The 24,420-nt window shown below is 43.1% G+C and carries 25 protein-coding genes; 7 read left to right on the plus strand and 18 right to left on the minus strand.

Annotated features, from left to right (window positions below; all coding sequences use genetic code 11):
- Window positions 1-43: 43 nt before the first annotated feature.
- Entirely contained in the window at window positions 44-1,147 is a 1,104-nt protein-coding gene (locus J2T19_RS16060) for a CotH kinase family protein (protein WP_307217431.1), read from the minus strand.
- Window positions 1,148-1,385: 238 nt separating this feature from the next.
- On the opposite strand from J2T19_RS16060, the gene J2T19_RS16065 reads away from it, so the two are divergent.
- Entirely contained in the window at window positions 1,386-2,225 is an 840-nt protein-coding gene (locus J2T19_RS16065; protein WP_307217433.1) for a hypothetical protein, read from the plus strand.
- Between the two features lie 344 nt (window positions 2,226-2,569).
- Here J2T19_RS16065 and J2T19_RS16070 read toward each other — a convergent pair whose 3' ends face one another.
- The 11 genes from J2T19_RS16070 to J2T19_RS16120 all read right to left on the minus strand — a co-directional run bounded on the left by J2T19_RS16070 (window position 2,570) and on the right by J2T19_RS16120 (window position 14,242).
- Window positions 2,570-4,225, minus strand: coding sequence for an extracellular solute-binding protein (locus tag J2T19_RS16070; protein ID WP_307217435.1), 1,656 nt, complete (start codon window positions 4,223-4,225; stop codon window positions 2,570-2,572).
- Window positions 4,226-4,284: 59 nt separating this feature from the next.
- Window positions 4,285-5,154: a carbohydrate ABC transporter permease gene (locus tag J2T19_RS16075; RefSeq protein ID WP_056694637.1), complete on the minus strand. Its 870-nt coding sequence runs from the start codon at window positions 5,152-5,154 to the stop codon at window positions 4,285-4,287.
- Between the two features lie 17 nt (window positions 5,155-5,171).
- Complete coding sequence (locus J2T19_RS16080) at window positions 5,172-6,089, minus strand: ABC transporter permease (RefSeq protein ID WP_239290830.1); 918 nt, start codon at window positions 6,087-6,089, stop codon at window positions 5,172-5,174.
- Window positions 6,090-6,358: 269 nt separating this feature from the next.
- On the minus strand, window positions 6,359-7,459 hold the full coding sequence (locus J2T19_RS16085) for a response regulator (RefSeq protein WP_307217438.1): 1,101 nt from the start codon (window positions 7,457-7,459) through the stop codon (window positions 6,359-6,361).
- A gap of 5 nt (window positions 7,460-7,464) precedes the next feature.
- Window positions 7,465-9,285 carry a cache domain-containing sensor histidine kinase gene (locus J2T19_RS16090; RefSeq protein ID WP_307217440.1) on the minus strand — a complete coding sequence of 607 codons (1,821 nt, stop codon included), beginning with the start codon at window positions 9,283-9,285 and terminating at the stop codon, window positions 7,465-7,467.
- A 196-nt stretch (window positions 9,286-9,481) separates the two neighbouring features.
- Entirely contained in the window at window positions 9,482-10,363 is an 882-nt protein-coding gene (locus tag J2T19_RS16095) for a hypothetical protein (RefSeq protein WP_307217442.1), read from the minus strand.
- 357 nt (window positions 10,364-10,720) lie between these two features.
- Window positions 10,721-11,446: a nuclease-related domain-containing protein gene (locus tag J2T19_RS16100; RefSeq protein ID WP_307217444.1), complete on the minus strand. Its 726-nt coding sequence runs from the start codon at window positions 11,444-11,446 to the stop codon at window positions 10,721-10,723.
- Window positions 11,447-11,753: 307 nt separating this feature from the next.
- Entirely contained in the window at window positions 11,754-12,644 is an 891-nt protein-coding gene (locus tag J2T19_RS16105; protein ID WP_307217446.1) for an NAD(P)-dependent oxidoreductase, read from the minus strand.
- A gap of 227 nt (window positions 12,645-12,871) precedes the next feature.
- Window positions 12,872-13,456, minus strand: coding sequence for a hypothetical protein (locus J2T19_RS16110; RefSeq protein WP_307217448.1), 585 nt, complete (start codon window positions 13,454-13,456; stop codon window positions 12,872-12,874).
- 15 nt (window positions 13,457-13,471) lie between these two features.
- Window positions 13,472-13,816: a hypothetical protein gene (locus tag J2T19_RS16115; RefSeq protein ID WP_307217450.1), complete on the minus strand. Its 345-nt coding sequence runs from the start codon at window positions 13,814-13,816 to the stop codon at window positions 13,472-13,474.
- A gap of 57 nt (window positions 13,817-13,873) precedes the next feature.
- The gene (locus tag J2T19_RS16120) at window positions 13,874-14,242 is read right to left on the minus strand and encodes a hypothetical protein (protein WP_307217452.1); all 369 of its coding nucleotides are present in this window, start codon (window positions 14,240-14,242) and stop codon (window positions 13,874-13,876) included.
- 101 nt (window positions 14,243-14,343) lie between these two features.
- Here J2T19_RS16120 and J2T19_RS16125 point away from each other — a divergent pair, with 101 nt between their 5' ends.
- Complete coding sequence (locus J2T19_RS16125) at window positions 14,344-14,880, plus strand: hypothetical protein (RefSeq protein WP_307217454.1); 537 nt, start codon at window positions 14,344-14,346, stop codon at window positions 14,878-14,880.
- 94 nt (window positions 14,881-14,974) lie between these two features.
- Here J2T19_RS16125 and J2T19_RS16130 read toward each other — a convergent pair whose 3' ends face one another.
- Together J2T19_RS16130 and J2T19_RS16135 are read right to left on the minus strand one after the other, a co-directional pair.
- Window positions 14,975-15,256 carry a hypothetical protein gene (locus J2T19_RS16130; protein ID WP_307217456.1) on the minus strand — a complete coding sequence of 94 codons (282 nt, stop codon included), beginning with the start codon at window positions 15,254-15,256 and terminating at the stop codon, window positions 14,975-14,977.
- A gap of 156 nt (window positions 15,257-15,412) precedes the next feature.
- Window positions 15,413-15,619 carry a hypothetical protein gene (locus J2T19_RS16135; RefSeq protein ID WP_307217457.1) on the minus strand — a complete coding sequence of 69 codons (207 nt, stop codon included), beginning with the start codon at window positions 15,617-15,619 and terminating at the stop codon, window positions 15,413-15,415.
- A gap of 612 nt (window positions 15,620-16,231) precedes the next feature.
- Between J2T19_RS16135 and J2T19_RS16140 the strand changes: the two genes are divergently transcribed.
- A complete protein-coding gene (locus tag J2T19_RS16140; protein ID WP_307217459.1) occupies window positions 16,232-16,444 on the plus strand; it encodes a hypothetical protein in 213 nt (70 codons plus the stop codon).
- 22 nt (window positions 16,445-16,466) lie between these two features.
- On the plus strand, window positions 16,467-16,808 hold the full coding sequence (locus J2T19_RS16145) for a hypothetical protein (protein WP_307217461.1): 342 nt from the start codon (window positions 16,467-16,469) through the stop codon (window positions 16,806-16,808).
- 95 nt (window positions 16,809-16,903) lie between these two features.
- On the opposite strand, the gene J2T19_RS16150 is transcribed toward J2T19_RS16145, so the two are convergent.
- On the minus strand, window positions 16,904-18,199 hold the full coding sequence (locus J2T19_RS16150) for a galactokinase (RefSeq protein WP_307217463.1): 1,296 nt from the start codon (window positions 18,197-18,199) through the stop codon (window positions 16,904-16,906).
- A gap of 357 nt (window positions 18,200-18,556) precedes the next feature.
- Between J2T19_RS16150 and J2T19_RS16155 the strand changes: the two genes are divergently transcribed.
- The gene (locus J2T19_RS16155) at window positions 18,557-19,045 is read left to right on the plus strand and encodes a hypothetical protein (protein WP_307217465.1); all 489 of its coding nucleotides are present in this window, start codon (window positions 18,557-18,559) and stop codon (window positions 19,043-19,045) included.
- A gap of 159 nt (window positions 19,046-19,204) precedes the next feature.
- Window positions 19,205-19,717 carry a DUF2268 domain-containing putative Zn-dependent protease gene (locus tag J2T19_RS16160; RefSeq protein ID WP_307217467.1) on the plus strand — a complete coding sequence of 171 codons (513 nt, stop codon included), beginning with the start codon at window positions 19,205-19,207 and terminating at the stop codon, window positions 19,715-19,717.
- A 1,505-nt stretch (window positions 19,718-21,222) separates the two neighbouring features.
- On the opposite strand, the gene J2T19_RS16165 is transcribed toward J2T19_RS16160, so the two are convergent.
- The gene (locus J2T19_RS16165) at window positions 21,223-21,555 is read right to left on the minus strand and encodes a DUF3139 domain-containing protein (RefSeq protein WP_307217469.1); all 333 of its coding nucleotides are present in this window, start codon (window positions 21,553-21,555) and stop codon (window positions 21,223-21,225) included.
- A gap of 72 nt (window positions 21,556-21,627) precedes the next feature.
- On the opposite strand from J2T19_RS16165, the gene J2T19_RS16170 reads away from it, so the two are divergent.
- Window positions 21,628-22,233 (plus strand): C40 family peptidase, encoded by a 606-nt coding sequence (locus J2T19_RS16170; RefSeq protein WP_307217471.1) that lies wholly within the window; start codon window positions 21,628-21,630, stop codon window positions 22,231-22,233.
- A 650-nt stretch (window positions 22,234-22,883) separates the two neighbouring features.
- On the opposite strand, the gene J2T19_RS16175 is transcribed toward J2T19_RS16170, so the two are convergent.
- Entirely contained in the window at window positions 22,884-23,366 is a 483-nt protein-coding gene (locus J2T19_RS16175) for a copper amine oxidase N-terminal domain-containing protein (protein WP_307217473.1), read from the minus strand.
- A gap of 374 nt (window positions 23,367-23,740) precedes the next feature.
- On the minus strand, window positions 23,741-24,406 hold the full coding sequence (locus J2T19_RS16180) for a hypothetical protein (protein ID WP_307217475.1): 666 nt from the start codon (window positions 24,404-24,406) through the stop codon (window positions 23,741-23,743).
- Window positions 24,407-24,420: the final 14 nt, after the last annotated feature.

The raw sequence follows: 24,420 nt of genomic DNA on the forward strand, positions 1-24,420 counted from the left end.
GCAAAAAAAAGGAAGGTATGCCCTTCCCAAGCTGTTTGGATGCTCACAACTGATGTAGCTTCTGATGAAGATATTCCCGGCGTTCTGTCACGTAGGTACGAATTCTCTCGGGTTCACCAGCGAACACATCCATAGGCCATTTCATATAAGGGTCTTGCTCGACCTCATTGGAGATGTCATGATGTAGTCGATTCACAATCGGCATGATCTTCTGCTCTGTAAAAGCAGTCTTCAGATGATGACGCATCAGTTTTTTATATTGCTCGCGAAAGCGGCGAAAAGCTAACATTTTCCCGGTCAGTTTATTATACCCTTGAATCCGAACAAGACTGGCATCCACTTGAACACCATAACAATTTCTCCCCCAGGTTCCTTCATAATCCCATGGAAGAATGCCATATTTGCGAGTTTTCGTTTTCTCATACCACGTATAATTCTGATCGAACCCATCGTAGTTCCCTGTAAATACAGCCCCGCATAACCAGCGCAGGTAATTGTCTATATCCATCCTTGTCTGCAAAAATCGAAATAGATCCAATCTGGACTTCGCGTTCAATTGTTGGATAAACATACGCAGCCTCGCCTTATCCACTTCCTTGCCACGGATCAAGCTATAGCCAGACAATAGATTCGTTCTCGTATCGGTTGACGAAGAGTCCGAATGGATTGCAAATCCAGCATGGTCGTTAATGGCGTAAAAGATACTACGTACAGGAATTTTCCTTTGGCGAAAAAAGAAAGATTTCACACCTTCGATTCTTAGGTATACCCCCAGAAGCTGTCCGTTCAAATATAACACGCAGTGCTTGGTAGATGGCGCATGCACCCGGATCGACTCAAAAAAGCGAAAAGACAGCGCATTGCGAATGAGCGAAGGATCATCGTACTCTGCATTAAAGTGATATGTGCGACTAGATGTCCGAATTTCAAAAGACTTTTTTGGATAACCGCGCGTATGCCCTCCCCGATAACGAATCCGAATTGGAATCCGCTTGCCGTCCATCTGCATAGAGCCCTTCACAAATTGTTCAGACCATATATTGGATGTTAATTGCTCATATTCGTAAGAAGATATGGTGATCCGGTAAACAGGTAACCCCATGTTCATCCGCCTTTCAGAAGACTGTCGATTGTCGTTCAATCCCATTCTTTCTGCATCCTATGCAAACACACAGTTAACCGATACTTCTCTATGAATATACAAATGATCTAATAGATGATAGCCAAATTCATAACCAAATGGTTGATTGGCTAGACCCTCTATGAAACACGAAACATATGATTACATTACAGACAAACTTGAATGCAGATTAAGAGAGTAAGACAACATCAATCATCAGTCATTTCAGTTGTTCTGAACTTATGTGATGGAAGGGGTAAGTGCAATGTCTATAAATGGTCAGGGCGTAAAAGGTTTAGTCGGAAGAGAAGTCAAGGTTAATCGGGGTGCAGAAGCCGTTCAAGGTAAAGTGGTTGATGCACGGAGTGATTACATGGTACTGATCTGTAAGAAAGGATTCGTGTATGTAAATGGGCTAAATATCAAAAGTATCACTGATACAGGTCGTTCCAGCGGTAGCAGCACGCCATTGAGCAATCCTATACCATCCAATTCCTTCATGGAGGTCTTACAGGCACTTCGTTTCCGTCGTGTACAGATTAATCTGGGCTGCCGTGATGAGGTTGAGGGGATTCTCGCTGAGGTTAATCAAAGTCAGATCATTATTACGACTGACCGTCAGGAGATCATTCGAATCCCAATCTATCATGTCAAAACAATCTGCGTAGTTCGTGGCGGTCATAAGTCTACCGGACATAAATCTAGCGGAACAACATCACACCCTGACAAATCCAGTGGGCATAAATCTTCGGGACATAAATCCTGTGACAAACATCCACACAAATCTTCCGGACACAAATGCTGTGACAAGCATCCGCATAAATCTTCCGGGCACAAGTGCTGTGACAAACATCCGCATAAATCTTCCGGGCACAAATGCTGCGACAAACATCCGCATAAATCTTCCGGGCACAAGTGCTGTGACAAGCATCCACACAAATCTTCGGGACACAAATGCTGCGACAAGCACCCACACAAATCTTCCGGGCACAAGTGCTGTGACAAACATCCGCATAAATCTTCCGGGCACAAATGCTGTGACAAATATCCGCATAAATCTTCCGGGCATAAATCAATCGGGTACGTCTCTGGACGTAGAAAATAAATTCCTGTTGCATAAGCTTAACGTTATCTGCCAGTTTACATGGGAGAATGCTAAGGTGGTTCTTAAAGCACCGCCTATTCTTCTCCCTCTGGGAGATATCTACAAATAACATATGAACAATACACTACATATGACACTTTATGAACGGGGATGATCTGCCTAAATGTTCGTAAACTAGGCAACATCGTCATATTAGTTGTACCTTAAACCTACTATACATATTGCTAGTCAATTTAATACAAAGAACCAGAACAATGATGTTCTGGCTCTTTCTAAGCTCTTTTTTCAGCTACTAGCATGTTTACGTTTTCAAGCTTGGCTGGCATGTTGTCCAGACTGTACTTTTACTCTGATTTCTCAAAATCCGCCTGTTGCTGTTCATAGATTTCATAGAAATCTTCCCAAACTAATACATTGTCCTTTTCCTTACTCCACCAGTCTTTGTACCACGCTTCAATCTCTGGGCCGCCACCTTGCTCCCACTTCTGCTGCGCTTCCGTCGCAGCCTGTTCCACCGTATACTTACTGCCGCCAATAATGGAACGAGTGTAAATATCATTGATGGCTGTCGTTACATTGGTCAACTTCACTTGCAGTTCCTTCGGCAGTTGTGGCATGTGCTCTGAATGAGTAACCCCTTCTCCCACAGGAAGATCCGTCATATATACCTCTCGCGCTTCCTTGAAGAGACGGAGCCCCTCCTTCTGAGATGGAATTTCTTCACTGAACAGCATTTCAGTGTATCCGCATTTGCCTTCCTCCAGACGACTGTACAGCATCGCATAATCACCTGCCCAGCTTACCTCTTGTTTATATTTCTCCTGATCGGAAATACGCGGACAGCCTTGATCATTCAACGTATAATGCGTGCCTTCAAAGCCATTTTTGAAGGTTCGTCCTGTCTCAGTTTTGGTTAGAAAATCAATATACTGCATGGCTGCTTCAGGATTTTTGGCACGAGCATTAATGGCGGCTGTCATCTGAACGGGATTGTTCCACACCATGGTATGCTGTCCTACCGAAGTCATAGGCAGGGCAATAACCTTTAATTTCGCTTCGGGAACATTCTGCATCAGCGTATCCAGTTCCTTAGCTGCAAATCCCGTATAATCTGAAGTCATGGCAGCATACATGCCTATTTTTCCATTCAAGAAATCCTGTTTGGCCTTAGCCCCATCCTTGTCGGTCAGGAGATCCTTATCTACGACGCCAGCTTCATATAACGCACGTTTGAAAGCTGTTGCTTCCTTCATATTGTTCGGCCCGACCACAACCTCGCCGTTCTCCACATTCACCCAGTTGGCGTTGTACATATAACGGAATAGACCTGCTGTATCGCCAAACTGAAACCCGCCGATGCCGTATGTATCGTTGGCTCCATTACCATCCGGATCTTGTTCCGTGAAGGCTTTCGCGACTGCGAGCATCTCTTCTTCATTGGTCGGCACTTCTAGATTCAGCTTCTCCAGCCAATCTTCCCGAATGAAAAAGCTCGTCAGCGGAAACACCTCATTCATACGCCCCACTTCATATAACTTGCCATCACTTTTGATGCCCGCTTTCTTAAGCTGGGGATACTTCTCCATCAGTGCCTTGTATTCCACACTGGAGTTCTCGATCAGATCATCTAGCGGCATCAACTGTTTCTGATTAAACAACGTATTTCGGATCGGTGTACCGAATTCAAAGATAAGATCGGGCGCGCTGCCAGAAGCAAATAATACATTCAGCTTGGATTGGGATTCCCAGCGGGGAACTGCTGTGTATTTTACATTTGCCGGGCCATTCTCATTAATCCACTTGGACCACATATTATCTTCAATTGTGCCCATTCCGCTTGGGACAGCTCCTCGATCATAGATCGTTGACGTGATGTTACCTCTATTACCTTCGCCCTCAGCCTGTTCACTTGAACCTCCCCCAGTGCATCCAGCCAATAACCCACCAATTAAGCCCAGAACGAGACTCGACTTCATCCATGCCTTCATCGTTAATGCCATAGATAAGACCCTCTTTCTCCCTATATTATGAACTGATGCGATGTGACCAACAGCCTGCCTTACCCTTTAATGGAGCCAAGCATGACCCCTTTGACAAAGTACTTCTGCAAGAACGGATATACCGCCAGAATAGGTATGACCATCACGATGACAGCCGCTGCTCGGATGCCTTCCGGAGTCAGGTTCGAAATCATTGTTGGGTCGGTAAAATCCTGTACATTCAGATTGGACATAATCATGTTTTGGACAAGTACGGTCATGTTGTATTTCGACGTATCATTGATATAGATCATCACACTCATGAAGGAATTCCAATAGCCTACACCGTAAAAGAGAGCAATCGTTGCCAGCAATGGTTTCGATAAAGGCAGTACGATTCGGAACAATAGCCCAAGTTCTCCACACCCGTCGATGCGTGCGGCCTCGTCTACTTCCCCCGGTAGATTTTCAAAATAAGATCGCATGATCAACATGTTATACGTGCTCACAAGACCCGGTAACCAGAGTGCGCCATAACTGTTCACCAGACCGAGATTCTGCACAACCAGATACGTTGGAATGAGTCCACCGTTAAAAATCATCGTAAATACCATCGCCATCGTAAAAAAGCGTCTGTGATAAAAGTGTCTGCGTGATAGCGGATAAGCCGCCATAATGGTTACGGCCATGCTTAGCCCTGTACCGATTAAAGTAATCTCCACACTGTTCCAAAACGCATTCAGAATCGGCGTCCCCGTAATCAGACTGTGGTACGAGAACCATGTAAAATCGACCGGCCATAATCCTACCTGACCAGAAACAACAGCCCTTGCATCACTGAATGATAAGGCGACGATATTCAGTAGAGGCAGGATGCAGCTAATCGCTACCAATGACAACAATACATAATTGATTAGGTAAAAGACTTTTTCTCCTCTAGTTTTTCTCATGCCGCTTCTGTTCCTCCCTACCACAAACCTTCGTTAAATCGACGTGCAATATAGTTCGCGCTGAAAATGAGGATAAAGGCGACCAGTGACTCGAATAGTCCCATTGCTGTCGTCAGGCTGAACTGTGCTCCCTGAAGACCAGTGCGGTATATATACGTACTGATGACATCCGCAATCTCGTTAACATTGGAGTTCTGAAGCATATACACTTGGTCGAATCCAACCTCCATCACCCGTCCCATCGACAAGATCAGTAGGAGGATAATCGTAGAGCGAATGCCTGGAAGGGTCACATGCCAGATCTGACGCAGCTTACTGGCTCCATCCATCTGCGCAGCCTCATATTGACTCGGATCAATCGTTGTTAATGCCGCGAGAAAAATAATAGCGTTGAAGCCCATGTCCTTCCAGATCCCTGACCCGACAAACACCGCAACCCAGGAACCCTTGTTATACATAAACGGATAAGGTTCTCCGATCCAGGCCTCAACGAAGCGGTTTACGATTCCATTTTCTAACGAGAAAACCGTCATGATCATCATCGCAATAATGACCCAAGAGAAGAAATGCGGCATATAGACCACCGTCTGTACTGTCCGCTTGAAAGCCATGTTCCGCACTTCATTCAGCATAATCGCTAGAATAATCGGAATGGGGAATCCAATAATGATGCTTAATAAACTGAGGAACAAGGTGTTACGAATAATCTCCACCGTACGTGGATCACTGAACAATGTCTGAAAATGCTGCAAGCCCACCCACGGACTGTTCCATAGACCGTCGTAAAAATTGTAATCCTTGAAGGCCATGACTAATCCCCCAATAGGTGCATAACGAAAGGTCAGATAGAACAAAATTACCGGAACAAACATTACCATTAACGGAATATTCATCTTGAATCGTCGCAGCCGTTGCTGCCGAATACGCTGCTTCATTTCATCGTCCGGTGGTTGGAAACCAGATGGCGAACCTGCGGTCAGTTCCCCCTTCATTTGCATCACTCCCTTCTACTGCTGATGTACTATAGTTGTATTTTAGATAAAAATGAAAGCGTAAACATTTGATATTTAACGATTCTTTTTTAAATTTCTACACAAAAATAACCCCACATGCCATCGTGGGGCCATCCTTGATATTTGCCGCTAGGGAGCGGGTTTCGTTCGAAACGATATACATTAAATGAAGCAGGCTGTTTATTACATGGCTACTTGTGAGGGATTCCGCCTATTTGACTATCTATCTGTTCGCCTGTTTGCTTGCGGTATTCCCGGGGCGAGACACCTGTCATTTGTTTGAATACCGTCGTGAAATAACTGGAATTATCGAACCCGGTTTGTTCCGCGATCTCCGCCATGCTCTGCCGGGTACGGTGAAGCAGCAGTTTAGCTTTCTCAATTCGGCGCCTACTAACATATTGACTAAAGCCCTGTCCCGTCTCTTTTTTGAACAAATGACTCAAATAATTGGGTGTCACATGAACATGCGTGGAGACTGATTGCAGTGTGCAACTTCTGGAATAATTCATCTCAACATACTGCATCACTCGTGTAATGACATGATCCTGATGTTCCTGAGTTAACCTTCTTAGCATATCCAACCACTCTTCACTCTTGCACCGAGCCCAGGCGATGACTTCCGGTACGTGATGAACCCATAGCAGTGGCTCTGGACCAAATTGTACCGTGCTACTGGATTCCTGGAGGTGAAGCTGCTGTGCCAGCAATTCAGTCATAACCTTTATCAGCATATGTACCTCTTCTTTGGCTCGTGGCAGAGTCATTTGGGACGCTTCTTCCAAGAGTCCATCTATGCGATGAGTCATCGCTGCGAATTGATGGTGAAGCAATAGTGAGTTCAGTTCCTCTCTCAGTCTTTCCGTTCGGTTGACCTGACTGTACTGTGCCCTAATCTGATTGTCGGACTGTTTCTGGCGATATCGTTCATGTGCCTTACGAAGCACCTGACATGCTTCGTCGAGGGAAAACGGCTTCAGCAAAAATTCGATCGCTCCGTAACGAATGGCGCGCTGCGCATATTCGAATTCCCGATACCCAGTCAAAATAATAATCATGATGTCGCGTCCACTATCGTGTATACGTTCAGCCAAGTCCAGACCGTCCATTATAGGCATGTTGATATCCGTAATAATCAGATCAGGTGTGCAGTTATCTACAACTTGTATTGCTTCTTCTCCATCTGCTGCTTCCCCAACAACTTCCCAGCCAAGAGGATTGTTACGAATCAGATGGATCAGTCCTTGACGAAATAACGTTTCATCATCCACTACAAGCAAACGTCCATTCACAGCACCTACTCCTCTCTGTTATCTGAATGTTCCGAATGGGAATTTTCACCCAACTGATAAGGCAAACGAAGTCGTACAAGCGTACCTTCATCTACCTTTGACTCGATCTGTACACCATAGGGTTCACCATGAATAAGCTCAATTCTTCGAAGAACGCTCTGCATTCCTATATGTTGACGCTCCTCATCCGCAGGTGCCATGGGTTCCATAATGCGTTCCATCACTGATGTATGCATGCCGCAGCCATTATCTGAGACTTCTATGATAAGCATGTCCGGTAGCTCTTCCTGCCCACGCTGGTGTGAGCAACGAATATGCAGATGGCGGTTATTCCTCTTGTCTGCAAAAGCATGAACAAATACATTCTCCACAATAGGTTGAAGCAGTAAGCGGATCACTTGGCAACGAAGCAATTCTGGAGGAACGGAAATTTCAATCGACAATGCTTCCTGATAACGTGCTTGCTGGATCTGCAAGTAATGTTCGATCTGGTTCATCTCGTCTTGTAAGGTCGTTAATCGCTGTACAGGTTCAAGCGTATATTGCAGCATTTCGGACAAGGCAGTGACCAGGCGAGCTGATTTCTCGTCACCAAGCATATAGAATTTCCAGAAAAACATACTAAGTGTGTTATACAAAAAGTGAGGGTTTAGTTGTGCTTGAATTGCTTTGAGCTCCGCTTCTTTCTCGCTAAGTTCCCGCTCGTACACCTCATGAATCAGTGTATCGATCCGGGAAGCCATCGCATTGAATCGTTCACCGATGAAACCTAGCTCATCCCGGGTCTCAATCTGTACCCGTGTATTGAACTGTCCATCACGCACTCTTTTCATCGCATTGACTATACTCGCCAGCGGACGCAACAACCTACCACTAATGATTGTGATAATAAGCCAGGAGCATACTATGCTAGCAACCGCAGAGAAGACAGCGACTTTTACGATGATCTTCCCTTTATTCTGAATCTGAGCTAGTGATACTTTGCTGACCAAGGTGAAATTAGCCTTATCTGAGGTTTGTTTGGTATACAAATGAGTCGTGCCCTGTTCATCCCTGATCTCGGTTGCCCCTATACTCAACTCCTTCAAGGGCGGTGGATCAGCATCCTGATTATGAAAGGCATATAGAAGCTCGCTATTGGCATCGAATAGATACACCGCAACTTCATCATTAAGCCGCAGGTCTTTGAGATACGATTCAAACAGCGAGGTGTTAAACAGAATTAACATCACACCATAAGTCTCCAGATCAACAGAGCGCATTAATCGTCCTGCTAAGATCCAATTGGTCTTCTCTTCCTGTATAAATGCATCCGAATCCAGACGATTCCAAACATATTCGCCGCCTGTTCCTTCTAATCTATGAACCATCTCTGCCAGATAGGAGGGATTCATCTGTTGAAATGAACCAGCAAAGGCTCCGAGATTAAACACATTTTCTTTCAAATCATAAATACGGAGACCCATAATCTCAGGTGCATCCAAGCGTACCTGGTACAATTGATCATCCAATTCATCTTCCAGCTTCATCTGATCATAGGAAGAGATACCTGCTTCTTGTGCCTTAATGGCATTTTTAACTGAGGGATTCAGGGTGATATAATCGGTGACTTTATACATATCATTGACCCGGGAATCTAGACGTGCAAGGATCTGTTCTGCGGTAAGGCTGTACTGGCGACTCACTTCTTCATTAAAAAGGTCGATATGTATGCGATAGGTAATTAGCCCCGTAATTCCTGAGATGACTACCGTGGCCGCCGACAAAAACAAAATGAGCTTCGTTCTGAATTTAAAGCGTTTACAAATTTTATCCCACCACTTCACATACACGCACCTCACTCTTACTCCCTTACCAGTTTCTTGTAAAAACATATCATACCCCTATGTGAAAAAACAGAAAAAACTCTGACAACCACAGAAGCGGCAATCAGAGTTTGAACACATTTGAATCCGTTGCATATTGCAAATGAAGTAATGAAATTGTACAACCAGACCAGACTTGCATTTGGTCAAGCTGTCATTATTCCTTGTAAATTTCTTTGATTCGCTCTTCCTTGTTCGTGGACAACAAGACATTCAGGAATCCCATCGCATTGTTTGCCTCTGTTCTCGCTGCCTTGTACGCTTCGGTAAATGCTGCTTCATCCTGCGCTGGATCGATCTCCGCTAGCTTGCCCCATGAGGTACGAGCCTTGTCATACAACGTGGTCAGTGTGATGTCATCCGTCGTTTGTGCAACAGGTGCCATCGACTCAAACTCGGAGGACTGTTGGAAGAAACGCATTGTATTAACGAAGGATGGAGCACTATAATCCTTATTATTCATCGTATCTTCGGTGATTAACAGACCTTCTCGAGCGATAAACAGCGTTTTGACCATAGCACGCTCCAGGTTAGTCGCTTCCTCCCACGTTATGTAGGATACATCAGGTGTTTGAGTTGTCGTAAAGAAAGGAAATGCATCATCAATTAATTGCTGTGAATCCGCATGAATTGGAGTGCCCGTATTCACATCAACTACAGCATCACTATAGTTGGCAATATTCACGTTTTTGGAATCTTTCTCACTTACACGGCGCACCGGATGGTCATCTAACGGAATGCGGATATATCCCACGTTGTCCGCATACTTCTCAACGAGTTCATCCATCGTTGAATCAAGACCGATCTGCCCCTCTTTTACAGAAGAATCTGTCTCGCTTGTGTTGGAATCAGATGAAGTATCGGCATCCGAACTAGCTGCTGTCTGATCTGCTGGCGTTTCAGTTGCCGCCGTTACTTGAGTGGAGTCCTGTGTCGGCTCCGCCGTCTTCGCTTCCTTTGCTCCTCCGCCACAAGCGGTCAACACTGCCGCCAAGCTAAACAATGCAACGAACATTTTAATTGAACGATTCCAACTCATTGTGTGATCTTCCCCTTATCTTATGATTGTCTCTGAGATTCATTAACCTGTACATCAAAGAATGAATAGAACTTCCGAACGCAATCCATTCATATGAATTAATTACGTAACGCACGAATTTGATTCACATAACATGCATAGTTCACAATTACATATGGTTTGTATTTTAGCATAAGTTAAATCTTGGTTGTATACGTCGATATACCTGTGCCATGTGGGTCTTCAATTCCCCTACCAATATCGCGTCGACAAATAAAGAAACACCATCATCTATTAGAAGATAACGGTGTTCATAAATGCCGATTGAATTAAGGTCAATCACTTGTTACTTGTACAGCTTATACAGATGGCTTGAATCTACTTAATCCCTTTCGCCTTCTCCATATGCTCTGCTCGAATCTGAGAGTCTGTCGAATTCGCGGAGGATAACATCTCATAGATGGCTTGAATGTCCTGCTCCTTGTATACCGTCTCCGGGACTTCTGACTCAAGTTTCTCTGTCTTACGCAGAATCGTCTCTACGAGTTCATGATCATAGATGATCAGTTCATCCGATTGAACATAGCGAACAGCAGGATCGACGCTAATTCGGCAACGATTGGTGAACGTCACCATAGAGATGAGGCGAACCCTTTTGTAATCCCCAAGATGTGCTTGAATGGCCTCCACATGTCCGCGATGCTGCATTAACGGATTATACATCTTAATTCGGCTGCTGCTAACCGTCCAATTGGCCTCTCTTCTGCCCCCACGAATCTCTCCTGTGGTTAAATTACGAGTCTCGATTACGAAAATCCCTCTTGGTCCGATGACCACATGATCAATCTGCGAGTAACCTGAGCGCGATTTGGGATTGGTTACAAGTAAATCATGTAAACATTTGTACGCTGAGGGGAGACGGTACAGTTGCTCCGCCGTGCTTGGTTCCTCTGGTTGCTGGGTCCAGTCCCCTTCCGTTTTGCGACGACTACGAGCCATCCGTGTCCGACTTGGGATTGTTGCAGACATCGGCGGGGCTGAAGCAGTAATCGAGTTTGCTAGCTCTGGCTGTGACTTGAACAGAGACATTATTTTTTTGAACATGGGCAAGCTCCGTTCTATTTAGTGTAGGTTTACGGGTCTTTGCGGGAAAGCGGCACAATATCCATTGGAGGATGATGAACTTGATTATGTAAACTTCTATTACTTATGTCGGATAAAAAGCAGGAGAATTAAAGGGATGTACGCTAAAAATTCAAGATTCACTTCCATTATACATGGATATTTAACCAATACTGTGACTTTAGACGCATAAATATGAGGGGATTTTGTAAGAAAAACTTAAAAAAAGGCAGTGTGCCTCTCTCCAATCGGAAGAAAAAAGAACACACGACCTTTGTCATCATCGTTATTATGCTTGTAGATAATAGGTGTAGAGTACTTGCGTACCTTTCTCATCGAATCCATTCTCGGCAATCTCTTGATATAGCGACTCTGCAAGTGCCAATCCAGGTGTCTTCATGCCCATAGCTTTCGCTGATTCTAAGGCAATTCCCATGTCTTTGATAAAATGTTTCACATAGAATCCTGGCTCGAAGTCGCCAGCGATCATCCGCGGTCCGAGATTACTAAGCGACCAACTGCCGGCTGCACCGGTGGCAATGCTCTTCAGCACACTCTCCGCGTCCAATCCCGAAGTCTTCGCATAGGCGAGTGCTTCGCATACGCCCATCATGCCAGAAGCAATTGCAATCTGGTTGCACATTTTGGTATGTTGACCAGCTCCAGCTTTACCTTGCAGTACGATATTGGTACCCATCTGCTCAAACAAAGGACGTACAGCCTGAAACGCCTCCGCAGATCCACCAACCATAATGGAGAGTTTGCCATCACGAGCGCCAATGTCACCGCCTGATACCGGTGCATCTAGGGCGTGCAGCCCCTTCGCTTCAGCCGCTTCATAGATCCGTGCCGCCAGCAACGGACTGGATGTTGTCATATCGATCAAATACGAGCCCGGTTTCGCATTCGCCACTAATCCGTCCTCACCAAGATAGATTTCTTCCACGTCTTTCGGATATCCAACCATGGTGATAACTACATCACAAGCAGCCGCGAGTTTGGCAGGTGAATCATGCCATACCGCACCTTCCTTTACCAAAGCTTCTGCTTTGGCTGCCGTTCGGGTGTAGACATGTAACGGATATCCAGCTTGCTGGATATGCCCTGCCATGCTTTTGCCCATCACACCTGTTCCAATAAAGCCAACATGTACTTCTCCTGGTACCTTAGATAGTGCCATCGTAGGTTTCCTCCCTTAACGATCTCTATTTCTTCTCGTGCTATCTCAAGGATCGTGATACGTATCATGTTAATCCTTTCCGACGGGTTCGTCCATCTCGATTGCAGCTTTCTATTAAAAATACTAAAAAATAACCATTTATATAGATGAAGATATAAAGTTGGAACATACATGCTGATGATTCAGCTCTGTGCGGTACCTCAATTGAATCTTCTTAGATGCTCTCTCTAGATCTCGGCATCTCCATACGTATAGATTGTATCTCCAGCTTCGTTTAATCCAACCATGTTTAACTTCACTTCTGTTAAAGGTTCTGTAAGAATAACGTACCAGAGCCTGTCCTCGTTCGCTAAAGGGGCAATGTTCGCTTCAATTGGAGTTGAGGCAGAGGCTGTATCATAGCTCACTCTTAACTGTGTGATGTCCGGATCATGAATTTTTCCATACAGGATGGTGTTATAGTCTGTATCCGACCACTTTAATGCAGAGATTCGGGTATTTACCCTTTCGCTAGGGTCGTCATAGAGAGAACCTCCAGTTAACTTTAACTCAGAAGACCATCGCTTCTGCTGTGCAAAAGCAAGGGAAAGCCCCTCTGTAGCATAGTTATCATAAAAAACGAGTTGAGTTCTGGAATCAATATCTGCCACGACCTTCACTTGCTCAGACTGAATGTTATATTTCGTAAGCATCGCATCCAAATCTCTGGAAAAACCATATGTATTCAATAGTAGCAATAACATCGCACTAACTAACGCGGCAACGAACAAACCTAAACCTATTCGTATCCCACGCTTTCTCATATGAGTCATATACTTCTCCCCTTGTTAACCCAAAAAATTTAAATACTTTCCAAAGCTCTGAACAGTAAAGAAGGCAATAATCCACAATAGAGGCAGTTGCATCATCCAGTAAGGAAAAATATACCGTTCTGATCGATATGAAGCCCATCCTCCGATGATAGCCACGATCACACTTATTGGATATGAGACTACAATTTTACCCATCCAATCCGATGCAACTTGAAATTCTACTGGCGTTGGTGCCCCAAGAGACATACCAATAGCAAATGCAACGAAAGGCCATGCTAGCAACGTCATACTGTATAAGAAGGTAAATACGACAATATATGTATGACTCGTTTCTTTGTTATTCAAGATTTGTTTCTTCAATCGTAGTCCTCCCCAGATGTGTGCTCTATATAGTTAGTAGCGGATGACCTACCCTGGTCATTTGGAATAATACAGCATCACCCGCATTCGTGTTGTGAGAATAAGCATCTGAGGTAGAAACACAACGCACATATAAATAACAAGAATGATCCATACATGTGCGGCAAAATTGGCAGCAGTGGCAGATGGATCTGGACGCGCGACCCAAAACCACCAGCTTGGAATAGCAACGAGCCAGGTTAGCCCTGTCGAAATAAGCATTTCCTTCACACCTGCCCATGCCATGCAAAAGAGAATAAGAATAAGTATAAGTATGGTCATCAACCAGGAGTTCAGTGGCGATTTCCAAGTCATAACGCTAAACCAAAAAATCGGATACAGGACTGTAATCGCCCATTTCCAGATCGGATTCGTATATATGTTCATGATGTCTCCTTGGTTCTCTGTAATAAAAGTAAAATAAATAGGCATTATTTTCATTCTTCTAGCTCATACTACCTTCAGGAAAATGTTGAAGGAGTGACAATATGCGTTTAAAAAGCATCGTTGCCGTTGGAGCAGTTCTCGCCTGCTCATCTCTGTTATGGGGATGCGGGAACGGAAATAATAATCATACCACCGAGACTAATGACACCGTTCAATCTCAAGGCTTCGGTGATCCCAAACGACTGGAAGCCTCTCACCTAGAAGCCTTGGAGCGGATGGAAAAAGACCACATTCATCGTATGGTTTCCCTGAGTGCAAGTACCGATGGGGATAAAGTGATGACTACACTTGAGCGCTCCAGTCAGAAACTGGAGGAGATGAGGCCCCTTGCTGAGATGCTTCAATATGGAGGACATCCGGCACTTTTACAACGAATTCAAGAGATGTCGATTGACATTCAAGGCTCCAAATCCGTGGTAGCTCAGATGAAAGACCATCCTAGTGATGGGAAGATCAAGCTGCAATCCGCTTCGAAATCAGATGCCTTGCATCACATCAGCAGCTTCCGTGAGTATCACCAATATATGCAAAACTACATCCAGTCTCAAGATCAAGACCACAGCCAAAAATCACATTAACCTATTTCCAAATCACCAAGTGATCACCTAAAAGAGCAATCGTTAGCTTGGAAAGCTTCTTTCCCTGCTACCGGTTGCTCTCTTAATAACGACATCATTCAACCCATAGCGATAACCATATAAAAATGCTAAACAATACAATAGGAGTAAGTGCTCCAGTCGTAATTATGATTCCAAGCTGTGCGGGTCTAATATGGGAGAAGGGATAATTGTCCATGTTCAGCACTTTCTTCCGCCATCTGGCGTTCCGGAGCTGTTTGATCATACGATTCAACATCTTTCTCCGTTGCTCCTGCCCCTCAGCCTCTTCCACCAGAGACCTTAGCTCCTTGTACATTCGTTCCTCTTCCTGATCCCATGAAGTGCTTGTACTCATTCTGCGTTTTCTCCCCTCGTATTGAAAATAAACACAAAATTAGCCAACCTTATATAACACGACGATGCCATCTATTCACATCTACTCATAGACCCTACTTCATCAACACTTCCAAAGTAGAAGAAGTTTGCTTTTTTTCTACATACTTACCTGCACTTAAGTGGATAGCATCTCAAGCAAATGGCTCCCTGCCCACAATAAATAACCTGCTTGCGCCACAACAACCAGCAACGATTCCCGTATTGTTAGTGCGCGCTCTCTCTTAACCTTACGAAGATGCATCAAATAAAACGCGTTACCCACTAACAACAAAAGGATTCCAATCATATTGATGTCCTGCAAAAGTGGTGTAGTTATAGACAAAAGAAACTCACTCTCCTTATCACGATTGTAAATTGGATGCGATATGCTGAACGCGATGTATATGCTTCTATCTTAAGCTGCAATTGCCTAAATCCTTTGAAAGGAAAGTTTACCTTTTTTACTCAGATCAAACAACCTAAATTTGGAAAATTATCTCTTGCTAAATAGGTATACGTGTGGGATCAACAGGCTCCTTATTCATACGAAAAAAGCCCGGACACATTGTCCAGGCTTCTCTTCATTTGTATTGCTACGATACGTTCTTCTAGTTTTTGTTTGGTGAGAGTTCATGAACAGATAATATAACAAATGCTAACGCTATCTTTTCCTTCATCACAAAAGTCTAATAAAACCAGCGATCCATGAAGTCCAGACTTTCTATGCATGTGCAATTTTGCTCCACCTGGCTCAATTACATTCCCATGAACGCTGTTTACTGAGTTAAAAAGTTAACGTATATTATTAAGTATTCATTTCACATATATGGGAGGCTAAAATATTTTTATAAAAAAATCTCAATTTATATCCATCACTTTCTTATTCTTCATCTTCATATTAGCAGGATGCAATTCAATTCCCAATCAACACAAGGTTATTGAAGAAACCACTCAAGTGGGCCATCAATACTTTATTGATCACTATGATACTGAAGTGGAATTTACTGAGCATAAATTCATGCCAAAGGATCTGAGTCACAATATCAGTTTGAGTGGACATGTTAAAAATAACAAAGAGACTACGATTACGATCCTGATTGATTATGATACGTTAGAAGTTCAAACAGCCGTTGTACCAAAATCGTTATTGGACAAAAAAATCAAGTGATTTCCAGCAAGGAGTAGTAGATATGCTTGATCATAAAAGACGGTCACCTCTAGCCGTGTTATTCACGTTTAGTTTAATCATCGTTTTATTATCAGCTTGCATGCCCAGCGAGCAAAAAGAAATTGTTGAAAAAGCTGAAATCGCCAGCCTAACCTATTTCAAAGAGACCTATGGAGTTGATGTGGAATTCACAGGCCACCGATTCATTCCGTCTGACTTATCCCATACCGTATCACTAACGGGGCATGTTAAAGGGAATAAATCCCAAGAAATATTTGCAATGGTCGACTATGATACATATGAAGTCAAAACAGGCTCAGTACCTGATGATATCCAACCTCTTAACTCAATGTATGAGGACTAAATCCACTTTATTGGCCTACTCAAAAAAGCAGCGTACACACCGAACATCATGTTCAGGTGCATCGCTGCTTTTATATATTAATGATGCATGCTCTCTTAAGCCTTGTTCAGTTCCGCATTCAGGCAGATGGAACCATGCTGACGTACGTTAACCACAATTACTGGTGTATCCAGCATACCGCGCATCCAGTTCATGTATTCTTCTGCTTTCTCGTTCGGTACAATCGCCAGAATTACGCCAGCAAATCCACCGCCGTGTACGCGACATGCGCCATCGCCGAGCTTGCTGAGATAGTTCTCTGTCAGCGCGAGAGCCACCGAAATTTCCTGTGCACGGGAAGCTCCGCTCTGATATACGTTCTGGAGCCATTTCCATGATGAGTTACCGGATGCCGTAATCAGGGATAGGAAATCAGCAAAACGTCCATCACGCAGTGCCTGCACCTGTCCATCTACGCGTTGGTTCTCAGACAAGAAATGAAGTGCACGCAGCACCGCACGATCTCCAGCCGCTTCGCGGATCGCTGGCAGCTTCGCATAAATATCTTCTTCCGTAATTTCACGAACATACTCCTTACCAAGCGCCTGTGCGACTGCTTTCATCTCGTTCGGCACCGAAGCATAGTCTTCGGTCAGATCCGCATGGTTACCACCCGTGTTCACGATGACCAAGGAATATCCGTTTTCTTGGAAATTCCATTCCACAGGCTCAATCACAGGTTCAGCTGGATTAGCAAAATCGATGGAGATCAGTCCGCCGTAGGCACAAGCCATCTGATCCAGAAGACCGGATGGTTTATTCCAGAAGTGATTTTCCGCATATTGTCCAATCTTCGCCAGCGTCACCACATCCAATTTACCCTCATTGTAGAAGTGGTTCAGGATCGCGCTAATCAGCATCTCAAAGGATGCAGAAGAGCTCACGCCAGAAGCTGCAAATACGTTACTGGAGATGTCTGCCTTGAATCCACCGATGTTGTGTCCCAATTCCACGAGTCCAGCAGCGATACCACGGATCAGTCCAGTTGTACCGTCATCCTCCGCGTTCGGCTTCAAGTTGGCAAGATCAATAACATACTGTTTGTCGTATCCTTCGGAATAAAACGTAATCACATTATCGTCTGTCGGTACAGCTACCGCGATGGTGTCAAGCGTGATGCTACCCGCCAAAACTTTACCATGGTTATGATCCGTATGGTTACCACCAATTTCGCTACGTCCCGGGGAGCTGAACAATTGAACCTGCTCCTGCTCACCAAAGTGCTCACGGAACGAAGCATCCAGCTTCACATAACGCGCACCCTGCTCTTCGACATGCTGTGGCCCGTACATTTGCGCGAGCAAAGCCTGTCCCTGTTTTGATTGAATGAGTTCTGTTACCTGTGTGGTCATCTCTATTCCTCCCATTTCATATGTAAGCGGTCTAGTAACCGCTATCTCTGATATAGCCTAAATGTCTGCATTGATTTAGCCTTCCCCATTATCTCAGCTTCCGAGACGAAAAGGTAGGGCAGAATTGAAATTTTGTAAGCGTTTTTTGAAATATTTAAGTCTATTCACCTCTCCAGCTGGATGGCGATTTTTCTATGTCTAGGGATATCAGAAAAAGAAACGCAATATCTTACATATACAATTTATGGTTTCGATTCAGTTTGAGATGAATTATACTACAAGGATATCCATTTTTGGTGACAATGTACTCTCTAATCTGAGGAACGTTGAAATCATTATAGGAGGTCTTTTAGCAAAATGGTGAAAACAAGAAAAACTACTCCAAAGGCAATTTCCTTCTTAGCTCTGGTCTATCTCATTCTAATGGCGTTCGTCTACGGTGCATATATCTGGATTGAACAGTACCGCCTAGATCAATCTCAGTACTGGCTCTCCTCAAGTCAGTTATCGCAGGAAGATGTGATACCCATTCAACTTGTAGGCACTTGGTCAACGACGACCGAAGTGATATTCTATGCGTTATTCGGTTGTGCATTCCTTTTGGGTGTATACCGCTCTTGGCGATTGGGTTCGACGCCAAAGTCTTTCCTTATTTGGAACACCGTACTAATCGCCACCATTGGAATTGCCGGTTATATGGTATCTCGATTCTCCGCCTTGTCGATTGGTAATCTGTTGCAGCCTCTTCTATTACCAGCGAGTGTACTCGCCGCACTATTCTTGTATCAAGTTTGGGGCTACATGCGATCAAGCCGTAATCGTACCGTACGCGGTAAATTGGAGTAGTTAGAAGCCTTTGATCGTGAACTCCGGAATTGTGGAGTAGATCAGAGGTTTTTTTGCCATATAAGAACATATCTCAACAAGCTAATAATCCATCCTTGACTGTAACGTAAGGTCATCCTTGATAATAAGCTCTAGCTTATCCAAAAGGAGAGATGACTAATGCAGATTACCGCTTTGCGTTCAGATCAGATTTATAAAACGATAATGGAAGCCCCACCTGATGAAAAGTTAGAGCTGTACCGTCAACTTATGATGGAGCCTTTTATGAACAAATGGAACATTCAGCAGATCCCATTTCGCGCGAGTGAGCCACATGGGTTTGATGTTATTATGATGAATAATTTCATGAACATCTCCCCTGAGGGTATAACCGCTGAGATCTGCGAGCCGTTAGCAGCGATTTCGTCTGAAGCATTTTGGCAAAAGTGTCATGAAGCCGTTACTAGGAGTCTATCTACCTTTAGGGAAAGCGGGATTACGTTATCTGTCTCCGAATATCTATATACGATTTTATTAGGGGACAAGAATAGTCCTTCCCTAATGATGAACGAAGGTATTAGCGGAGATGGTGGCATTCCAGGGTATATTATTGCGAACCTCATCCCCAATAGCTATACCCTACCTCGCATCCAATCCGTTCTTGTGATATTCCCATATCTGACGATGGCCTGAATATTTTATTCTTTTTAATAGCTGCAACTTTCTTCTCTTCCGTACCCGGCATTTCCAATAACGCTTTTCCGTCTTTTGCCCAAGCATTTCTTCAGATGACCGAGATAAGGTTTCAGACATTTGGTGTATCCATGGGGCGATAATACGTACTACAGCCCCAGAACAAACTGATTTACCGTTCCAATCTCTATATTTTATTTATACCTCAGTTGACCATTTTCGCATGTGATCTTCCTTCATTCGCTTAAATTCAGCACCAGATTGGTTTTAGTTTAAATGTTGTGCTTAGCGGCGGTTGGCAGCTGATACTCTTTCTTTTGCAACTGTGGCAGGAAGTCTTTGCGCAACTAATGCATCATTTTTTTATATTTCGCTCTTCGTTTTTCATTCAGATTCCTTGTAATTACTTAATGGCTTGTTACAGCTTGCCGCAGTAAGCCGAGGCTTCGCCAAGTTCAGGCAGGCGGTTTCCAGTGTACAAAGCATCTTCTTCGTTTTGAACCTTCAATGGTTGAATCAAGGTATGTATTTTCCCTTATAGCCTGGTCTGATGCTTGACGACAGCTTTATTCCACACACAAGGGTGCGACAATTCCCATTCTCTTCGAGCTTGGTTCTGTCCAAAAATAGTGATTTAGGGATACTTATTGCTCCTGAACTAGCAGTTTCAGTTTATAGATAAACACGTTTCCAGTCTCTCTTCAATCCGCTCCGAACGGAAATGATTATTTCTGGAATAAATAGGCGCCCGGCTTTGAAATCCATCTTCCATTTCCGTGCATATTTAGATTGAGCTTTTTAGATACTTTACCAAGGCTTTCAATTAAACAATTTCTTCTAAATTACTAATATGCTTCTTTGTCCAACGTTCCCTATATCTCTCCGTTTTGGCTTTCCTGAGCCCATGTGATAATAATTTGGCTCTCTCTCCTCACCCCAAACCTCTACATGATCTGACTTTTCGCCTAACCTCCTTCCGTTGGCAAGCGAACAGCACCTTTGTTCGCTTGCACAGCATTCCTCCGGTATCCAGTTTTGAGAAGTTTATCTTAACATCTCCTCTTTTTTCACTGTCTACCCTGAGTGGGGGAATACCAAAGTACTAGGCGGCCTCATTTCCTTTTTGGATGCACCTAAAAGCCCAGACATGCATTTGAGTGCGTGTTTGGGCTTACTAATTACGTTTTGCTATGCTGAATTGCTGCGGCTACCTCTGGCCACGCCATGAGATCACCACAGATCCCGCTAATGTAGCTGCTTGCTCAAGGTTTTGATACATTACTACACACAAGTATACACGAGGATACATTTTAAAGGGAAGATAGATCACATCCCTTACTATTGACTCACTGTCTCATTAATTTAACTAAGTATGGTCCTGTTATTCCATTACAAGAGCACAAATGCTTGAAGCATTTCCAGATTATCTGCCGAGTGTTCATGAAAACTCGTCGTTTTTTGTTTAACTCTCTGAGTTTGAGCAAAAGTCTTGTACTAATTACTATTTATTTTTCCAGATGTTTAAAATCTTGGTTCTTATCATTATAATTTCTTGATCCATTTACGAGGGGTGTACTAAACTGTTTAATTTCACCTGAATCTTTCAAATAAAAATATTCAACATTTTCTTCATCCGTAAATACAACTCTAGCAGAGAAAAAAGGCATCCTTCCGAAAAACGTATTAATTGACATTATATCAGAAGTTTTATAACCGTTTTGAAGTAAATAGTCATTAACTTCAGTTTTTAATTGTTTCTTTTCTAAATTAACAAAGAGAATAAAAAGCAAAGATACTAAGATAATTAAACAGATAGTTATTAATAACTTTTTTTTCATTTATTTTCCTTCTTTCTTATGATATCATATTTTTGAGATTAAATCCCAATTCAAAGGAGACTGAGAGATTCTATGAAAAGATTACTTGGTGTAACCCTGGCATTATTGTTATCAATCACTTTAATTGTATCTGCTTTCCCGATGAATGCAAGTGCAGCATCCGTAAACTATCCTGGAACTAATTTTCCAGTAACACCTGGTGACGTGCTATATAGTAGCAAAGGATGGGATACTGGATTTGTTGGACATGTTGCTATAGTAGGTGATGATAAGAAAATTTACCACTCAACCCCAGCAAATGACGTTCCTTCTGGTGCAACGGGTGAGTCTTTATCCTCATATTTGTCCCGTTTCCCGGCCTCTTCTCAAATTAAAGTATATAATTACTTCCCTGATGGACAGATGGGTCCTTTTCTAGAACCTGTAAAAGCTGGGAAGTGGGCAAGACTTAATTATTCAAAAGTTCAGAAGTATACGATAGCTAGCGGATACAAGATGAATGATATAACCAAGAACTATTGCTCAAAGTTCTTATGGCAGGCTTATAAACTTGGAGCGAATGTTAGTATTGATAGGCCTTATATGGGTCATTACATGAAACCAGATGCACTAACATTCTTTGCCCCAGCTGAAATTAATTTTTCAATGTTCAGTCACGTAGCAACTATTAGAAAGTAAAATTTAGTTTCCATAAAATTCAACACTACCAGATACACAAGCAAAAAAATATGCGCGCGCGCCCATACTTAATCGTGGCGCGCATTTTCGCATATTCTGAAATATCTGTTGTTTATAAAATTTTGATTTCGTGATATGCGCAAATAGCTTTGCAAAACCAATGAAACGACTGTCATCCCCCTTGTAATCCATATCGAACTGATCACCTCTTCATCATTTACCACCTGAAAGATATGCATTTCCTGTTTCCTACCACTATCAATTCTTATTAATTGATACATAAATCACTCATATATACCTCTAATTAATTTGATTGCTCCAGCACGCCACAAGCGTCTAATACGGGCAAAACCTTCTGAGTACATGCCACATCTTGAAAAAGTAATCACATACGGCAATTACCTCACTCTATTCTCTGCACCTGTTAAATTCAGTACAAAACGAAACAACAAGGGTCTGTTTCTTTACAGGAACTTCATAACGCTGATGGAGTAGCCCTCAAACTAACTATACATATGACAAATCAAGCCTCGTGTAAGTAAGGAATTCATTTTATATATAACGACAAAAGACCTTTACGACTCGCCTCCCTATAGAGGCTGCAAGTCATTAAAGGTCTTTCTGTGGTAGAGCTAGTACAGACGTCAATTTTATTGAATCGACGACATCTGAGCCGAGATCGAAACGCTGCCTTCTTTCACCACAACTTCATTGAAGAAAGTTTCGAAGAACGAAGCTGGCACATACATCGTGCCCTTCTTGGTCTGTGCAGGAACTGGAAGCTCCATATCCTGACTCAGGTTGATGATTTTCAGCTTGCCTGTAAACTTCACTTGGGTACTGCCGTTCTTCACCAGAGCAGACTGTATGCTGTCTTCGACAGATACGGCCTTTTCAGCAGCAACCCAGCTGACTTTGTAGCCAAGTGCTTCCGCCGTAGCACGTAATGGCACCAAGACGGTTCCTTTTTGCTCATAAGGCATCAGCTCAGATTTACTTACTTGCATCGGTTTTCCATTCACGGTTAACGTATACGTTGGAGCCGCTGCGCTCACTTTGCCTGCCGAAGCATATAAAGTCCCTGCAACCGTGACTACGCACAGCGCAGCGATGAACATAACCACCTTTTTCATTAGAGCGTCATCCTTTCGTATAGTTGATCGGATATATTCTTCTTTTCAGACGTCATCAGTGCTGCTAATGTTCCTCAACTATTTAAATTCTACCACAACCGGGTTTCTATGATTTCGGATTAGCGTCCAACATGATCTGCTTTCTTGTGATTGACGTCCCGACCAGCCTTCCACAGCACCGTTGTCATATGTGTATCCCTTCAGAGGATCAGGGACAGTATTTTTTCTCTCGTCGAACTTTCTCCGTTTACACTTTTTGTGCATAAAAATATCCCCTTCAAGTGTCACTTGAACCACCAAAGTAACATGATGATTTTATTAAGTGTCTACTTAAAGGGGATGAAGCCACTCTAGTCTCTACTTCTCAAAAAAACTTACTCCCAAGTATACCTAGGGTTTAATGAATCCTTCCAAAATTCATCTTCTTTAAAGTTGATATCTTGTTCCTGAAAATAAACTTGTGTCTCATTCTCAATATCACTCAAAAATTGTGGCCACTCTTTAACAGTAATTTCTGTTGATTCGATGTCTCCAACAATCTTTAACCAACGGCTATTAAGTTGTTGATATTCCTTTATTCGCGCTTTGGATTCGGGCGTTAAGGGATAGCTAGTGTAATCTAATCTTTCAAACGTCATTCTCATCCGCAATAGCGTACTTGGTAAAATAGTACTCTGATCTAATGAAACTATTAATGGTTTAGCGGGCTTGGTTAATATATTTGTGTTTTTATTAAAGCTTTGATTCATTAAATTGTACTTATCTAAAATTTGCATCATCTCAGTCAGATTATTAGTTACCTGCTCAGCCTGTTCTCCATTTTGTATGATCTGGTTAGTTATTTTGCCACTAGTCAGTATGCTATCAAAGATTATTTCATTGTTATTAATTGCACTCTTCATTTCAATTATATCTTGAACCACATTAGAAGTTAGATAATCTTCGTACATACTTCTTTCTTTATAAAAGCTATAGGAGAATATAAGCACTATTACCAAAGCTAAACATCCGAAAAGTAATAATATTTTATGAGATTTCATTTGGATTGCTCCTT

This window comes from Paenibacillus tundrae, from assembly GCF_030812775.1.
In the GTDB taxonomy this organism is placed as follows: Bacteria; Bacillota; Bacilli; order Paenibacillales; family Paenibacillaceae; genus Paenibacillus; species Paenibacillus tundrae_A.

What these genes read in the sequence shown, in the direction of transcription:
- J2T19_RS16060 (WP_307217431.1), bottom strand. Translation starts at nt 1,147, where the DNA reads ATGGGATTGAACGACAATCGACAGTCTTCTGAAAGGCGGATGAACATG.
- J2T19_RS16065 (WP_307217433.1), top strand. Translation starts at nt 1,386, where the DNA reads ATGTCTATAAATGGTCAGGGCGTAAAAGGTTTAGTCGGAAGAGAAGTC.
- J2T19_RS16070 (WP_307217435.1), bottom strand. Translation starts at nt 4,225, where the DNA reads ATGGCATTAACGATGAAGGCATGGATGAAGTCGAGTCTCGTTCTGGGC.
- J2T19_RS16075 (WP_056694637.1), bottom strand. Translation starts at nt 5,154, where the DNA reads ATGAGAAAAACTAGAGGAGAAAAAGTCTTTTACCTAATCAATTATGTA.
- J2T19_RS16080 (WP_239290830.1), bottom strand. Translation starts at nt 6,089, where the DNA reads ATGAAGCAGCGTATTCGGCAGCAACGGCTGCGACGATTCAAGATGAAT.
- J2T19_RS16095 (WP_307217442.1), bottom strand. Translation starts at nt 10,363, where the DNA reads ATGAGTTGGAATCGTTCAATTAAAATGTTCGTTGCATTGTTTAGCTTG.
- J2T19_RS16100 (WP_307217444.1), bottom strand. Translation starts at nt 11,446, where the DNA reads ATGTTCAAAAAAATAATGTCTCTGTTCAAGTCACAGCCAGAGCTAGCA.
- J2T19_RS16105 (WP_307217446.1), bottom strand. Translation starts at nt 12,644, where the DNA reads ATGGCACTATCTAAGGTACCAGGAGAAGTACATGTTGGCTTTATTGGA.
- J2T19_RS16110 (WP_307217448.1), bottom strand. Translation starts at nt 13,456, where the DNA reads ATGACTCATATGAGAAAGCGTGGGATACGAATAGGTTTAGGTTTGTTC.
- J2T19_RS16120 (WP_307217452.1), bottom strand. Translation starts at nt 14,242, where the DNA reads ATGAACATATATACGAATCCGATCTGGAAATGGGCGATTACAGTCCTG.
- J2T19_RS16125 (WP_307217454.1), top strand. Translation starts at nt 14,344, where the DNA reads ATGCGTTTAAAAAGCATCGTTGCCGTTGGAGCAGTTCTCGCCTGCTCA.
- J2T19_RS16130 (WP_307217456.1), bottom strand. Translation starts at nt 15,256, where the DNA reads ATGAGTACAAGCACTTCATGGGATCAGGAAGAGGAACGAATGTACAAG.
- J2T19_RS16145 (WP_307217461.1), top strand. Translation starts at nt 16,467, where the DNA reads ATGCTTGATCATAAAAGACGGTCACCTCTAGCCGTGTTATTCACGTTT.
- J2T19_RS16150 (WP_307217463.1), bottom strand. Translation starts at nt 18,199, where the DNA reads ATGACCACACAGGTAACAGAACTCATTCAATCAAAACAGGGACAGGCT.
- J2T19_RS16155 (WP_307217465.1), top strand. Translation starts at nt 18,557, where the DNA reads ATGGTGAAAACAAGAAAAACTACTCCAAAGGCAATTTCCTTCTTAGCT.
- J2T19_RS16160 (WP_307217467.1), top strand. Translation starts at nt 19,205, where the DNA reads ATGCAGATTACCGCTTTGCGTTCAGATCAGATTTATAAAACGATAATG.
- J2T19_RS16165 (WP_307217469.1), bottom strand. Translation starts at nt 21,555, where the DNA reads ATGAAAAAAAAGTTATTAATAACTATCTGTTTAATTATCTTAGTATCT.
- J2T19_RS16170 (WP_307217471.1), top strand. Translation starts at nt 21,628, where the DNA reads ATGAAAAGATTACTTGGTGTAACCCTGGCATTATTGTTATCAATCACT.
- J2T19_RS16175 (WP_307217473.1), bottom strand. Translation starts at nt 23,366, where the DNA reads ATGAAAAAGGTGGTTATGTTCATCGCTGCGCTGTGCGTAGTCACGGTT.
- J2T19_RS16180 (WP_307217475.1), bottom strand. Translation starts at nt 24,406, where the DNA reads ATGAAATCTCATAAAATATTATTACTTTTCGGATGTTTAGCTTTGGTA.